14 protein-coding genes and 2 pseudogenes are annotated in these 13,422 nt (G+C 74.4%); 5 read left to right on the top strand and 11 right to left on the bottom strand.

Features of this window, described 5'->3' with window-relative positions; translation table 11 throughout:
* From ACQPYA_RS03565 to ACQPYA_RS03555, 3 genes and pseudogenes are all read right to left on the bottom strand, one after another.
* The gene (locus ACQPYA_RS03565) at nucleotides 1–1,314 is read right to left on the bottom strand and encodes a molybdopterin molybdotransferase MoeA (protein ID WP_433531199.1); all 1,314 of its coding nucleotides are present in this window, start codon (nucleotides 1,312–1,314) and stop codon (nucleotides 1–3) included.
* The gene (locus tag ACQPYA_RS03560) at nucleotides 1,311–2,264 is read right to left on the bottom strand and encodes a UTP--glucose-1-phosphate uridylyltransferase (protein WP_433531198.1); all 954 of its coding nucleotides are present in this window, start codon (nucleotides 2,262–2,264) and stop codon (nucleotides 1,311–1,313) included. Before ACQPYA_RS03560 ends, ACQPYA_RS03565 begins: the two co-directional genes overlap by 4 nt.
* 9 nt (nucleotides 2,265–2,273) lie before the next feature.
* A pseudogene (locus ACQPYA_RS03555) lies at nucleotides 2,274–4,455 on the bottom strand (diguanylate cyclase).
* 85 nt (nucleotides 4,456–4,540) lie between these two features.
* Here ACQPYA_RS03555 and ACQPYA_RS03550 point away from each other — a divergent pair.
* Both ACQPYA_RS03550 and ACQPYA_RS03545 read left to right on the top strand, forming a co-directional pair.
* Nucleotides 4,541–5,206, top strand: a complete 666-nt coding sequence (locus ACQPYA_RS03550; RefSeq protein WP_433531197.1) for a 5-formyltetrahydrofolate cyclo-ligase — start codon at nucleotides 4,541–4,543, stop codon at nucleotides 5,204–5,206.
* Nucleotides 5,133–5,360, top strand: a pseudogene (locus tag ACQPYA_RS03545) (FmdB family zinc ribbon protein); the annotation flags it as partial. The gene ACQPYA_RS03550 and the pseudogene ACQPYA_RS03545, both read left to right, overlap by 74 nt.
* Before the next feature lie 62 nt (nucleotides 5,361–5,422).
* Here the strand turns inward: ACQPYA_RS03545 and ACQPYA_RS03540 are convergent.
* Together ACQPYA_RS03540 and ACQPYA_RS03535 are read right to left on the bottom strand one after the other, a co-directional pair.
* Nucleotides 5,423–5,629: a hypothetical protein gene (locus ACQPYA_RS03540; RefSeq protein WP_433533727.1), complete on the bottom strand. Its 207-nt coding sequence runs from the start codon at nucleotides 5,627–5,629 to the stop codon at nucleotides 5,423–5,425.
* A 61-nt stretch (nucleotides 5,630–5,690) separates the two neighbouring features.
* On the bottom strand, nucleotides 5,691–5,864 hold the full coding sequence (locus ACQPYA_RS03535; protein WP_433531196.1) for a hypothetical protein: 174 nt from the start codon (nucleotides 5,862–5,864) through the stop codon (nucleotides 5,691–5,693).
* A 501-nt stretch (nucleotides 5,865–6,365) separates the two neighbouring features.
* Between ACQPYA_RS03535 and ACQPYA_RS03530 the strand changes: the two genes are divergently transcribed.
* Nucleotides 6,366–6,788 carry a hypothetical protein gene (locus ACQPYA_RS03530; protein ID WP_433531195.1) on the top strand — a complete coding sequence of 141 codons (423 nt, stop codon included), beginning with the start codon at nucleotides 6,366–6,368 and terminating at the stop codon, nucleotides 6,786–6,788.
* Between the two features lie 44 nt (nucleotides 6,789–6,832).
* Here the strand turns inward: ACQPYA_RS03530 and ACQPYA_RS03525 are convergent, their stop codons facing one another.
* On the bottom strand, nucleotides 6,833–7,318 hold the full coding sequence (locus tag ACQPYA_RS03525) for a DUF2231 domain-containing protein (RefSeq protein ID WP_433531194.1): 486 nt from the start codon (nucleotides 7,316–7,318) through the stop codon (nucleotides 6,833–6,835).
* Between the two features lie 197 nt (nucleotides 7,319–7,515).
* Between ACQPYA_RS03525 and ACQPYA_RS03520 the strand changes: the two genes are divergently transcribed.
* Together ACQPYA_RS03520 and ACQPYA_RS03515 are read left to right on the top strand one after the other, a co-directional pair.
* Complete coding sequence (locus tag ACQPYA_RS03520) at nucleotides 7,516–7,944, top strand: Fur family transcriptional regulator (protein WP_433531193.1); 429 nt, start codon at nucleotides 7,516–7,518, stop codon at nucleotides 7,942–7,944.
* 69 nt (nucleotides 7,945–8,013) lie between these two features.
* Nucleotides 8,014–8,889 carry an oxygenase MpaB family protein gene (locus ACQPYA_RS03515; protein ID WP_433531192.1) on the top strand — a complete coding sequence of 292 codons (876 nt, stop codon included), beginning with the start codon at nucleotides 8,014–8,016 and terminating at the stop codon, nucleotides 8,887–8,889.
* Here ACQPYA_RS03515 and ACQPYA_RS03510 read toward each other — a convergent pair.
* The 5 genes from ACQPYA_RS03510 to ACQPYA_RS03490 are packed head-to-tail and all read right to left on the bottom strand — an operon-like array spanning nucleotide 8,861 to nucleotide 13,404.
* Nucleotides 8,861–9,796: a RecB family exonuclease gene (locus ACQPYA_RS03510; RefSeq protein ID WP_433531191.1), complete on the bottom strand. Its 936-nt coding sequence runs from the start codon at nucleotides 9,794–9,796 to the stop codon at nucleotides 8,861–8,863. The two genes, ACQPYA_RS03515 and ACQPYA_RS03510, sit on opposite strands and share 29 nt — an antisense overlap.
* A 44-nt stretch (nucleotides 9,797–9,840) precedes the next feature.
* Nucleotides 9,841–10,455 carry a MarC family protein gene (locus ACQPYA_RS03505; RefSeq protein ID WP_433531190.1) on the bottom strand — a complete coding sequence of 205 codons (615 nt, stop codon included), beginning with the start codon at nucleotides 10,453–10,455 and terminating at the stop codon, nucleotides 9,841–9,843.
* A 40-nt stretch (nucleotides 10,456–10,495) separates the two neighbouring features.
* Nucleotides 10,496–11,356 (bottom strand): PHP domain-containing protein, encoded by an 861-nt coding sequence (locus tag ACQPYA_RS03500; RefSeq protein WP_433531189.1) that lies wholly within the window; start codon nucleotides 11,354–11,356, stop codon nucleotides 10,496–10,498.
* 24 nt (nucleotides 11,357–11,380) lie between these two features.
* Nucleotides 11,381–12,595 (bottom strand): hypothetical protein, encoded by a 1,215-nt coding sequence (locus ACQPYA_RS03495; RefSeq protein ID WP_433531188.1) that lies wholly within the window; start codon nucleotides 12,593–12,595, stop codon nucleotides 11,381–11,383.
* Nucleotides 12,596–12,645: 50 nt separating this feature from the next.
* The gene (locus tag ACQPYA_RS03490; protein ID WP_433531187.1) at nucleotides 12,646–13,404 is read right to left on the bottom strand and encodes a SigE family RNA polymerase sigma factor; all 759 of its coding nucleotides are present in this window, start codon (nucleotides 13,402–13,404) and stop codon (nucleotides 12,646–12,648) included.
* Nucleotides 13,405–13,422 lie beyond the last annotated feature (18 nt).

Below are 13,422 nucleotides of genomic sequence, written 5' to 3'. Positions count from 1 at the left end.
TCACCGTCGGCGGTCAAGCAGCAGCACGTCCACGGTGGAGCCGGCGGCGGCGGCGGTCACCCGCTCACCAAGAACGAGAAGTCCATTCGCCTCTGCCAGTCCGGAGAGGGTGAACGGGCCGCCGTTGAGCGGTTGGACAGTGTAACCGCCGCCACGGCGCTCGGCGACGTGCGCGGGCCGGAACTCGCGCAGCCCGGCCGGGGAGGAGACCGTCTCCAGCAGGTGCGCCCGCACGCTGGGCCGGAACACCGGCTCCGCACCGGCCAGCAGGTTGATCGCCGGGCGGGCCAGCACCTCGAAGCCGATCATCGCCGCGCCCGGGTCGCCGGGCAGGCAGACCACCGGCACCTCCTCGGCGCCGACGGTGCCGAATCCGAGCGCGGTGCCGGGGTAGAGCGCCACGTCGGTGAAGGTGACCGGCCCGGCCCGGCTGCCCTCCCGGCGGGACAGGATCCGGCGGACCATGTCGCCCGGTCCGGTGCCGGTGCCGCCGGTGGTGATGATCAGATCGGCGCGCAGGGTCTGGTCCTCCAGCAGCCCGCGCAGCCCCTCCGGGTCGTCGTCGCAGATGCCCACCCGGTACGCCAGCGCGCCCGCCTCCGCCGCCGCCGCGGTCAACGCGTGCGAGTTGGCGTCCACCACCTGACCGGGCTGGCTGCCCCGGCCCACGTCGACAAGTTCGTCGCCGGTGGCCACGATGACCACCCGGGGGCTCGGGCGCACCACCACATGCCCGATGCCGGTGGCGGCGAGGACCGCGACCAGCGCCGGCGAGACGTACGTGCCGGCGCGGGCGAGGACCGTGCCGGCCGGTACCTCCGCACCGGCGCGGCGTACGCCGTACCCCCGTTTGGGGACGCGGAAGATCTCCACCGCCGCCATGCCCTGGTCGGTCCACTCCACCGGGACCACCACGTCCGCGGCGATCGGCAGCGGCGCCCCCGCGGCGACGGAGAAGCACGAGCCGGGGGTCAGCCGGACCGGCCGCCAGCTGGCCGCGCCGAGGTCACCGACCACGTTGAGCCGTACCGTGCGGCCTCCCGGCCCGCCGGACTGGGCCGGGACGTACCCCACGCCCCGGACCCCGCCGGCGATGTCCTCCCAGCGCGCGGCGTACCCGTCGACGGCCGACTGGTCGAAGGCCGGAAACGAGTGTGGTGCGACGACGTCCTCGGCGAGGACGTTGCCGTACGCCTGGGTGAGGTCGAGGTCGAGCGGTGGCAGCGCGCGTAACCTGCGCAGCACGCTGCCCAGGTAGTCGGCGAGCGGCGTCAACCCGTTTTCGGCCGCCTCGGCGTCGGCCGTCGCGGTCATGTATTCGGACCGCCCGACGCGTCGGAGTTGACGAACTCGACCAGCCACTTACGGAACTCGCCGCCCAGGTCCTCGCGATCGGCGGCGATCTGGACCACGGTCTGTAGGTAGCCCAGCGGCATGCCGGTGTCGTAGCGGGTGCCCCGGTAGACGATGGCGTGCACCGGTGTCCCCTCGGTGCGCAGCAACTCCATCGCGTCGGTCAGCTGAATCTCCCCGCCGCTGCCGGGGCTGGTCCGCTTGATCGCGTCGAAGATCTTGCCCGGCAGCACGTACCGGCCGAGGACGGCGAGGTTGCTCGGGGCGTCCTCCGGATTCGGCTTCTCGACCATGCCGGTCACCTTGACCACCTCGGCGAGGTCACCGAACTCCGGCTCCGCCGGCTCGACCGAGGCGATGCCGTACCGCTTGGTCTCGGCCGGGTCGACCTCGAAGAAGGCGAGCACCACGCCGCCCGTACGGGCCTGTAGTTCCAGCATGGCCGGCAGCAGCGGCTCGGAGAGGTTGACGAACTCGTCGCCGAGCAGCACCGCGAAGGGCTGGTCGCCGACGTGCGACTCGGCGTACCCGACCGCGTGGCCGAGACCGAGCTGCTCCGGCTGCCGGCAGGTGTAGATGGCCGCCAGTTCCTCGGTCCGCTTGACGGCGGCGAGCAGGTCGGGCTTTCCCGCGAGCCGCTCCTCCAGGTCGGGGCGACGGTCGAAGTGGTCCACCATCGACGTCTTGCCGCGCCCGGTGATCAGCAGCACGTCGCCGATGCCCGCCTGCGCGGCCTCCTCGACGATGTACTGCAGCACCGGCCGGTCGACGACCGGCAGCAGCTCCTTGGGCACGGCCTTGGTGGCCGGCAGGAACCGGGTCGCCAGACCGGCCGCCGGGATGACCGCCTTGACGGCACGGGGACGGCCGGTCGCGGCGGCCGCTGAGGGGTGCGCTGAGTGCTCCGACATGTCGCGAGACTATCGGCCACGGCCGTGCCTCGGCGGGTGAGGACCAGAAGACGCGCCGCCCGCCCGACCGGTTCTGCCGGTGCCGGCCGGACCGGTTCCGGGTCGGCTCGCCGGGCACGGCCTACCCGCCGGCATCGACGCCGAGCCCGGCCCGGGGCAGGCCGTCCTCCGGGCTGCGTGCCGCCGCCGACACCGGCAGCTCCCGGGTCGGCGGCACCGCCCGGGCCGCCCTGCTGCCCGCGCCGGCAGCCCCCGGACCGGCGCAACCATCCGGGCCCGCTGCCCGCCAGGTGTCCCGGCCGGCCGCCTTGGCGGCGTAGAGCGCCTCGTCGGCCGCCTCCAGCACCTGCTGGCCGGTGTCGGCGTGGTCGGGGTAGACGGCGATACCGATGGAGACGGTGACCGTGATCGTCTCCGGCACACCCGCGTGCCCGAGCACGGTGACCGGGGTGTCCCGGATGGCCGCGCCGAGCCGCTCGGCCACGATCGTCGCGCCCCGGGCGTCGGTCTCCGGCAGCAGCACCACGAACTCCTCCCCGCCCTGGCGGAAGGCGAGATCCACTTCGCGGATCTCGCCGCGTACCCGCCGGGCGAACTCGGTCAGCACGGTGTCCCCGGCCGCGTGCCCGTACGTGTCGTTGACCTTCTTGAACCGGTCCAGGTCGAGGGCGAGGAAGCTCAGCGTCCGCCCGAAGCGGCTGGCCCGTTCCACCTCCCGGCGCAGCGACTCCCGTAGGTAGCGGTAGTTCCACAGCCCGGTCAGCGGGTCGGTGAGCGAGAGCCGCTGCGCCTCCTCGTGCACCCGTACGTTCTCCACCGCCACCGCCGCGTGCCCGGCGAAGGTGCGCAGGTTGATCAGGTCGTCGTCGTCGAACTCCTCGCCGCCGAGCCGGTCGTAGAGGGCGAGCACGCCCACCGCCGCGTCCGCCGGCTCGGCGGCGGGGGCGGCGAACGGCACCGCGATGTACGTCCGGCAGGGTGGCTCGCCGGACGACACGCCGGCCGGTTCCATCCGGCCCCGGCGGGGCTGGCCGGTCGCGGCGACCGCGCCGACCACTCCACTGCCCAACGGCACCCGCGGCGACCCGGTACCGGACCAGCACCCGTCGAGCCCCTCGGTGCACTGGGCGACGAGCATGTCGCCCTGCTCGGTGAGCAGCACCGCACCGGCCCGGGCGCCGGTCGCCGCGAGCGCGCTGCGCAGGATCACCCGAAGGATCCGTTGCAGGTCGTGGGTGCTGGCCAGGGTGTCGCCGAGGACCGCGAGGTGGCTGCGCAGCTGGTCCCGGCTGCTGGCCAGCGCGGCCAGGTAGCCGCCGGTCTCGCGGGTCATCCGGTTGACCGCACCGGCCAGCTGGCCGATCTCGTCGCCGCTGTGCACCGGCACCCGGGCAGTCAGGTCCCCGGCGGCGGCCCGGTCCACCGCCCCGGCCAGCTCCACCAGCGGCCGGGTGGTCACCCGGGCCAGCCGCCAGGCGACGGCCACTCCGAGCAGGGCGGCCAGCAGCACCAGGGCGACCAGCACGCCGTGCAGGCCGGGCGGCTGGTCGCTGGGCACCGACAGCACCAGGGGCAGGGGCTGCCCGGGGGCCGGGCCGGCCCGGCGCACGTACCGGCCCTCCGGGGTGCCGGTGACGCCGTCGTCGGCCAGGGAGGCGACGGCGGCGAGGACGGCGTCGCGACCACCGGCGGACTCGGTGGTGTGCGCCACCCGCACGGGCGGGGCGGCCCCGTCGAGCAGGGTCACCGCGACCCCGGTCACCGCCGCGAGCCGGGCGACGAGCCCGGGGTCGACCGGTTGTGCGGCGGTGACCGTACCGAGCGCCGTGCCGCCGGGCGGGGCCGACGCGGCACAGTCCCGCCAGGGTGCCGGCGGGGCGTCCGGGGTGGCGAAGCTGACCTGCCCGGTCACGTCGGTGACCAGCACGGCCGCGGCGAGTCCCCGGCTGACCACCTGGCGGGCCGCGCCGGCCGGGTCTGCGGTGAGGGCGACCGCGTCCGCGGCGGCCCGCAGCTGCTGGCAGAGTGCGTCGATCGAGGTACGGACGGCGGTCGCGGCCACCGCCAGCCGCTCGGTGGCCCGGCTCCGGTCCACCGCCGCCACGGTGGAGGCGACGAAGACGGCACCGAGCAGGACCGGGCCGAGCGCCACAGCCAGGAAGGCTGCGGTCAACCGCCCGCGTAGCGTCAACGCTTCCCCCCGGAAGTTGCGCGACCGTTGCCTGCGATGCTGACACAGAGCAACAGCGAAGTAAGCGTTGCGTAAGGAGTGTTGCGTGCCGGAATTTGCTGAGGGAGCGGAAGTGGCGCATGACGCTAAGCGGGCGGCGCGAGTGGCGCTGCTCGCGCGCCGCCGGGCGTTGACCGAATCCGGACGCCAGGCAGCGGCGGCGCGCGTCCAGGCCGAGCTGGCGGCCCTGGTACGCCGACTACGGCCGGCCAGGGTGGCCACGTACGCGCCCGTGGGTAGCGAGCCGGGCGGCCCGGACCTGCCGGCGGTGCTGGCCGACGCGCTGCCGCCCGGGGCGGAGTTGCTGCTGCCGGTCCTCCGCGACGATCTCGACCTGGACTGGGCCGTCTGGGCCGGTTCGGCGGCGATGGTCGCTGCGGGCCGGGGCACCCGGGAACCGGACACGCCGCGGCTGGGGGTGACCGCGATCACCACCGTGGAGCTGGTCGTGCTGCCCGCGCTGGCCGTGGACCGCCGGGGCGTACGCCTGGGCCGCGGCGGCGGCTCGTACGACCGGGCCCTGGCCCGGGTGCCCGCCACCGTGCTCACCGTGGTGCCGCTGCACGACGGTGAACTGCTGGACACCCTGCCCGCCGAGCCACACGACCTGCCGGTGCGGGCGGTGGTCACTCCTACCGGTGGCTTGCAGGCGCTGGCGACCCCCTCGGGTGTCACGCCCCACACTTCGGCTGGACGAACCGGGGGGCAATGACGCACCATTGGCACTCGAATCCGTCGAGTGCCAACCGGCCGTGTCAGATCCGGAGGAGAACGTGCCCACGTACCAGTACGCCTGCACCGCGTGCGGTCACCAGCTCGAGGCGGTCCAGTCCTTCTCTGACGAGCCGCTGACCGACTGCCCGGCGTGCGAGGGGCGGCTGCGGAAGCTGTTCAACTCCGTCGGCATCGTCTTCAAGGGCTCCGGCTTCTACCGCACCGACTCCCGGTCCTCCGGCTCCGCCAGCACGGACACCGCGTCGAGCAGCGCCACGAGCAAGTCCGGCGGGTCCGAGTCGTCCTCCGGCTCGACCACCTCGAACTCCCCGTCGAGCACGTCGTCGTCCGGTTCCGCGGGAACCTCGTCGAGCGGTTCCGCCAGCGGCGGCACGAGCAAGTCGCCGGCCGCGGCCAGCACCTCCTGAGCCGCCGCCCGGACGGCCTCGACGCAGGCGGGCCGCTGCCGTGCCAGGCGGCGCTCAGTCCCAGTGCGGGGGACGCTCGGCGAGCAGCCAGTCGTCGTTGCCGCCGGCCCGCTCTCCCCAGCCCCGGTCGGTGTCGTCGGCGGTCTGTTCGGGCAGCACCACGAAGTCGTCGCTGAGGTCGACCGCGCGATCGTCGTCGCCCCGGCCGCCCGGATCCTGGATCGTCACGAGCGGCAAGGTTAACGCAGCCGCCGTCCGGTGGCCGCCGTCCGGCGAGAGCACCCAGTCCTGGTGCGTGTCGAGGCTGCGGCGATCCGGCTCGTGCCGTGCCGGAAGAACTCAGGCCTGCCCGGAGGACTCGTGCCGCCCGGGGGACTCGTGCCGCCGGGAGGACATTGGTTGCCTCGGGCGGCTGATTTCAGGGTGAAATATTGATTTCAGGGTGAAATCAAGCTGATGCGGAATGGTGCCTCACGGCGGCGAGGATCGATCTTGGCCAGGCCCGAGGCCCGAGGCCCGAGGCCCGAGGCCCGAGGCCCGAGGCCCGAGGCCCGAGGCCCGAGGCCCGAGGCCCGAGGCCCGAGGCCCGAGGCCCGAGAGGCTCGGGTGCTGCCGCCAACCGGGTTCACCGCCGAACTCGCCCCTTCGGCGGGCGCGAGCCGGGCGCGCGCAGTGGGGGCGGCGCGGCCTGACCGCACGGCGGCAGGGTGGTTGGTAGCGTCGGACGGCGTGACGACGCCCCGACCCGACCCGGCCTCCGACGAGCCGTGGCGCCGGCCCGACTCCGGCGACGGGTCCACGCCCGACAACCCGACGGACCAGCACCCGGCGGGGACCATCGGGCGACCGCTGGGCGCTCCCGGTCCGGCCAGCACGCCTGCTCCGACCAACACATCCGGTCCGGCCAGCACATCCCCACCGAGCGGTACGGCGGGCTATGGCGGACCGCCACCGACCACCGCACCGCCCCCCGGCTGGCGCCCGCCGGTGCACCTACGACCGGCACCGCCCCGGCGGCTGCCGGCGCAGGACATGGCCACGCTGGACGCGCAGGAACAGCGGGCGCAGCGGGTGACCTGGGGCGTCGGGGCGGTCGCCGCCGCGGTGCTGCTGATCCTGGTCTGCCTGCTCTGCACCCGGGCGCTGTTCTGACCCGACGCGCACCCGGTCAGGACACCCCGGCTGGGCACCGGGCCTTAGTCGAAGGTGTTGCCCCAGACCATCTCGGAACCCGAGTGACCGGTGAGCCAGACGTAGACGAGGGCGGCCACACCCAGGCCCACCACCACGACCGACAGCACCGGGGGCACCCAGCGGGGCACCTTCCGGGCCCGAGGGCGCCGGCGGGTCGCCACCAGCAGCAGGATGGCCGCCACGGCGAGCCCGAGTGTGAACCGGAACAGGAGCTCGCCGTACTCGGCGTGTTGATTGATCTTGTCCAGGATCTCCCCGGAGAAGCCCCGCGCGATCTGCCGCTGCTGGAGCGCCTCACCGGAACGCACACCGACGAAGGCCGTGATCGGCGCGAGCACCGCCAGGATCGCCACCGCCCAGTCCAGCCGGGACCGGAACCGCGGCAGCACGATGTACGCGAAGGCGAGCAGCGCCAGCAGCGGGACGAAGACCACGACCGCGTGCACGACCAGCACGTGTGCGGGTAGGCCCAGTACCTTCTCGAACATCGGCACCTCCGGCATAGTTGATCGCGGGATGCCAGCGTACGGCGCGCCGGTTCCCCCGCCCAGGACTCTGCTGGTTCACACGGGTAATCCATGGGCCCGGTTCACCGAGCTGCCACCTGATCGACCTGGCCGGTGGCCGGGGCCACCGGTTACCGCTGGTGGTTGTCGTGCCGGGGTGGCCGTGCTGTCATTGACGCATGCCCGGTGGCGAGGAGCTGCTCCGGTCGAGGGGCCTACGGGTCACCCGGCCGCGCCTCGCCGTGCTCGACGTCCTGGCCGACGGCGGCCACCTGGAGGTCGACGAAATCACCCGGCGGGTGCGGGAGCGCCTCGACTCGGTCTCCACCCAGGCCGTCTACGACGTGCTGGGCGCGCTCTCCCGCGCCGGGCTGTCCCGACGGATCGAGCCGGCCGGCAGCCCCGCCCGCTACGAGGCCCGGGTCGGCGACAACCATCACCACGTGGTGTGCCGGGGCTGCGGCGAGATCGCCGACATCGACTGCGCCGTCGGCAGCGCCCCCTGCCTCGACCCGGACACCGCGCACGGCTTCCAGGTCGACGAGGCGGAAGTGACCTTCTGGGGGCTCTGCCCCGCCTGCCAGGCCCGCCGATCCGCCGACGAATGATCGCCCAGACCCGCCGGCCCGGCCGCTGCGTGGACGCCGGCACCGACCGGAGCGTGGCACGCTTGGCTGGTGGACTCCGTTGACGTCGGCCTGTTCGGCCCCGGTTCGGTCACCTGGAAACTGCACGCGGAGCCGATCCTCTTCGTCGCCGGCCTGCGTTCGCTCTACCTCCAGGCGCTGCACCCGCGGGCGATGGCCGGGGTGGCGCAGAACAGCAACTACCGCCGGGACGCCTGGGGCCGCCTGGTCCGCACCGCCAACTACGTGGGGACCACCGTCTACGGCACCACCGCCGAGGCGGAGGAGGCCGGCCGGCGGTTGCGCCGGCGGCACGGCCGGATGACGGCGGTCGACCCGGCCACCGGAGAACGGTTCCGGATCGACGAGCCCGAGCTGCTGCGCTGGGTGCACGTGACCGAGGTGGAGTCGTTCCTCGACACCGCGCGCCGGGCCGGCGTGCCGCTGGACGCGGACGAGGTGGACGGCTACTACACCGAGCAGCGCCGCGCCGCCGCCCTGGTCGGGCTGGCCCCGGAGACGGTCCCCGGCACCGCCGCCGAGGTCGCCGAGTACTACCGGCAGATCCGCCCCGAACTGCGGATGACCCGCGAGGCCGCCGAGACCGCCCTGTTCCTGACCGTCCCGCCGCTGCCGTGGCAGCTGAGCCTGCCCGCCCGGGTCGGGCTCAACCTCGGCCCGCCCAGGTGGGCGTACCTGGGCATCGCCGGCACCGCGTTCGCGCTGCTGCCGGCCTGGGCGCGGCGACGCTACGGCGGGCTCGGTCTGCCCACCACCGACCTCTCGGCGGACGTGACGGTACGCGCGCTGCGGCTCGCCCTGACCGCGTTGCCTCGTGACTGGCGGGAGGGGCCGATGCGGCGCGCGGCCGAGGAACGCGCCGCTGGGCGCACCGCCGTCAGCCCCGCTCGGCCGGCGGCCCGGTGAGCCGCTCGACGGCGGCCCATGGCTCCTTGCCCGGCACTGCGGCACCGGCCGGGCAGGTGCGCCGGTAGTCGCACCAGCCGCAGCGCGGGCTGGGAGTGGTCGGGAAGGCGCCGTCCGGGTCACCGCCGTCGGCCACCGTACGCTCGGCGGCCATGATGTCGCGCGCGGTCTCCTCGGCGCGGGTCACCTGCCGGGTCAGCGACTCGACCGTGTGCTCGTGCGCGGCAACCGTGCCGCTGGGCAGATGATGCAGCTCGACCCGGCGACATGGCCGGCGGAACACCCGCTCGGCCGCGTACGCGTAGAGCGCCAACGCCTGCGAGCCTCGCGCGTCGTCGGTGTCCATCCCGGTGCGGCCGGTCTTGTAGTCGACGATGACCAGCTCCGGGCCCTGCGCACCCGGTCGGGAGTCGATCCGGTCGGCGCGGCCGTTGAACGCCAGCACCCCGGTCTTCACCGCCACCACCCGCTCGACCCCGACCGGTTCGTCGGCCGGGTCGAGCCCGCCCAGATAGGTCTCAAGCCAACCCAGGGCCCGCCGGTAGGCGTCGCGTTCCTGCTCGTCGTCGCGGTAACCGTCGCGTACCCAGACGCCCTTGAGCAGGGTGGACAGCACCTCCGGGCGACGCCGGTCGGCGGGCAGGGCATACCAGTTCTTCAGGGCGGTGTGCACGCTGGCGCCGAGCGAGTTGTGCGCCCACGGCGGGCCCTTCTGCGGCGCTGGACGGTCGACGTAGGAGTAGCGGTAGCGCCGGGGACAGTCGGCGTACGCACCCAGCTTGCTCGGTGTGCAGACGAAGAGCCGCTCGGGCATGCCCTCGAAGCCGAGCTGCTCGGGCTGCGCGTCGCGCTGCCGGGGCGCGCGCCCACCGGCAGCGGGTCGTCCGGATGAGGAGGCTCGTCGCACGTCCACGATCCTGCCATCCACCCCCGACAGTCCCGCCGGCCCGGTCAGCCGGCTCCGGTGAAGCCGGCCACGAAGGCGAAGATCGCGTCCGCGATGAGCTGCACGGCGATCGCGGCCAGCAGCAGGCCGGCGATCCTGGTCAGCACCTCGATCCCGCCGGGACGCAGGACCTTGACGATTCCGCCGGAGAACCGCAGCACGATCCAGACCGCCAGCATCACCGCGACGATCGCGGCGGCGATGGCGGTGTAGTCCGCCGCGCCGTCGGCCTGCTGGACGAAGAGCATGGTGGCCACGATCGCGCCCGGCCCGGCCAGCAGCGGCGTCCCCAGCGGCACCAGGGCGATGTTGGCGGTGGCCTGTTTGGTCGGGTCGTCGGTCTTGCCGGTCAGCAGTTCCAGCGCGACCAGGATCAGCAGCAGCCCGCCGGCCGCCTGCAACGCCGGCAGGTCGACGTGCAGGTAGGCGAGGAGCGTCTGACCGGCCACCGCGAAGACCACGATCACGCCGAGCGCCAGCGCGACCGCCTGCCAGGCGGCCCGGTTGCGCTCCCGGGCGGCCAGCGGGCCGGTCAGCGCAAGGAAGATGGGCATCATGCCCGGCGGGTCGGTGATCACCAGCAGGGTCACGAAGACCTCGCCGAAGAGCTTGAGATCCACCCGGTCACCGTAGCCGGGCCCGACGGGGCCGAAACTCAGGTCATCCCGAAGCGACCTCGGTCACCCCGGACGAGGCGGCGACGATCCGCTCGTACGCCTCGGGTGCGGTGGTGAAGGCGCCCAGCCGGACCGTCTTGTGGGTGCCGTGGAAGTCCGACGAGCCGGTCACCAGCAGGCCCAACTCGGCGGCGAGCCCACGGACGTGCGCCTGTTCGGCGGGCGAGTGGTCCTCGTGGTCGGCCTCCAGACCGGCCAGGCCGGCCGCCGCCAGCTCGGCGATCAGCGTGTCGGGCGCGATCCGGCCCCGCCGGGTGGCCCGGGGATGGGCGAACACCGGCACGCCGCCGGCCGCCCGGATCAGCCGGACCGCCCGGAACACGTCGATGTCCTCCTTGGGCAGCCGGTACCGCTCCCCCAGCCAGTCCGGCCCGAACGCCTCGGCGGTGGTGGCGACCAGGCCGGCCCGGATCAGCGCCTGCGCGATGTGCGGCCGGCCGACCGTCCCGCCGCCCGCGCCGGCCAGGATCTCCGGCCAGCTCACGTCGACACCGTCGGCGCGCAGCAGGGTCACGATCCGCTCGCCGCGCGCCGCCCGGGCGGCGCGCACCCGGGCCAGCTCGGTGACCAGTTCCGGATGGTCCGGATCGAAGAGGTACGCCAGCAGGTGCAGTGGCAGCGGCGGCTGCTCGCCGTACCAGCGACAGGAGAGTTCCGCCCCGCGGACCAGGCGCAGCCCGGGCGGCAGTGCCCGCAGGGCCGGCTCCCAGCCGGCGGTGGTGTCGTGGTCGGTGATGGCCACCACGTCCAGCCCGGCCCCGGCGGCGGCGCGGACCAGCTCGGCCGGGCCGAGTGTGCCGTCGCTGGCCTTGGAGTGGGTGTGCAGGTCGATCCGGAGGGTCACGTCCCGACGCTACCGGGCACCCGGTCAACCACCGGTGACCACCACCGGGCGCTGCCCGGCGAGGAGACCGGGAAGCGCGACGGGGGCGGCGGGCCGGCTGGCGCGTACCCGGTCGACGTCGACCCGGACCAGGCCACCGGTGATGTCGGCGTAGTACGCCCTGTCCGACGTGAACCAGGCGACGCTGCCGGTCATCTGCGGCCCGGCCGGGCGGACCTCGGCGGACGGGCCGAGCTGCGTCAGGTCGACCAGCAGCGCCGACTCCTGCCCTCCGGACCGCCCGTTGGCCAGCAGCCAGCGCCCGTCCGGCGACACCGCGCCCAGCCCGTCACCGCGCAGCTCCGGCCCGCAGTCCGGCTGGGCCGGGACGAGGCCCTGCGCCGGGTCGAGCAGGGTCAGGCAGGGGCGCTGCGACGTGCCGGTGGTGACCTCGCCGACCAGCCGCCCGTCGAGCAGCGGGCCGAAGACGTGCGTGCTGGCCCGGTCGGTGCCGGTGTCAAGCGGGCCGGGCCGCACCCGCCACAGCACGTGCCCGGGACGGTCGGGCGCGAGCCGCACCAGCACGGCATTGTCGACGTAGCGCAGCGGTACGGCCTCGGTCGGCGCCTCGGCGCGTACGGTGCCGGTCAGCTCGCCGTTCACGATCCTGGAACTGGCCAGCACGGTGCCCTGCTTCCAGGCGACCTGCTGGCCCTGCCGGTCGAGGACGATCTCGTCGGCACCGGCCAGCAGCACCTGCGCCGTGCCGGTCGGCGTCACCGCCCAGAGCATGCGCCCGCTCAGCGTGGGTGCCCCGACGGCCAGCCAGCCGCGGCCATCGGCGAGGCGGTGCGCGCGCTCCACCCCGCCGGCGCCGCTGACGTTCACCCGCCGGCCCTGCGCGGTGGCGATCGTCTCGCCCAGCACCAGGTCGACCTCGGCGAGTGCGGCCTCGGTGTCCGGTCCGGTTGGTGGCGGGACGGCCGTCCGGGACCCGTCCGGCACCGGATCCGGCTCGCCGATCACCACCGTGCTCCCGGTCGGTGGCTGGTCGTCGCCCAGGTGCATCGCCCCCGCGCTGACCACCACGATCACCACCGCGGCGAGACTCATCCCGGCCAGGGCCCGGCGACGCTGGATGCGGTTCGCGTGGCGGATCGCCGCATGCGCCGGATCGTGGGCGGGTGCACGGGACATCGCCGCCTGCCGGGAGAACGCCTCCCGGACGGCGCGTTCCAGCTCGTCTTGCGGCACGTTCAAAGAACGATTCGGAGGCGCGCTCGGGTTGTCACGACCTCTGGAGACAGCGCTCACCGATGCTCTCCCACCAGGGCCGCGTCCGGCTTCGGAACGGCCGCTGGCGGCTGATCGAGCGGGGCGGTCGACCCGACTCGCCCGTCCTGCGGCGCACCGCCGGCCGGTCCCGGCCGGCTGGCGGCCGGCGCACCGCTGGCCTGTCCGGTGGGGGCCGGTCCCCGCCGGGCGACGGTCGGCGCGCCAGGGGCCGTCCGCCGGCCAGGCCGGGTCGCCGGCTGCTCGGGGGCGACGGCCGCCGCGCCGGTCAGCGCGAACGCCTCGTCCGCGGTGAGCCGCCGGCGCAGGGTGTTCAGGGCGCGGGAGGTCTGACTCTTGACCGTGCCGGGCGAGATCTCAAGGAGGACGGCGGTCTGTGCCTCCGACATGTCCTCGTAGTAGCGCAGCACCAGCACCGCGCGCTGCCGGGCGGGCAGCGCCCGCAGGTGCCGCCAGAGCACGTCCCGGTCCAGCTGCTGCTCGATCTCGTCGGCGGCGGCACGCTCGGGCAGCACCTCGGTCGGCCGCTCGCCGTGCCAGCGGCGCCGCCACCAGCTGGTCGAGGTGTTGACCATGACACGACGGGCGTACGGCTCGATCGCCTCGATCCCGCCGAGCCGCTTCCAGGCCAGGTACGTCTTGGTAAGCGCGGTCTGGAGCAGGTCCTCTGCCGTGCCCCAGTCGCCGGTGAGCAAATACGCGGTCCGCAGCAGGGCCCCGGAACGGGCCGTGACGAAGTCACGGAACTCCTCTTCCAGCGGATCGCTGCTGGCCACGCGCCACCTCCGTTCGGA

This window comes from Micromonospora sp. CA-263727 (assembly GCF_050942455.1).
In the GTDB taxonomy this organism is placed as follows: domain Bacteria; phylum Actinomycetota; class Actinomycetes; order Mycobacteriales; family Micromonosporaceae; genus Micromonospora.
The sequence above is the reverse complement of the archived record's forward strand: the minus strand, read 5'-3'. Positions and strand labels throughout refer to the sequence as shown.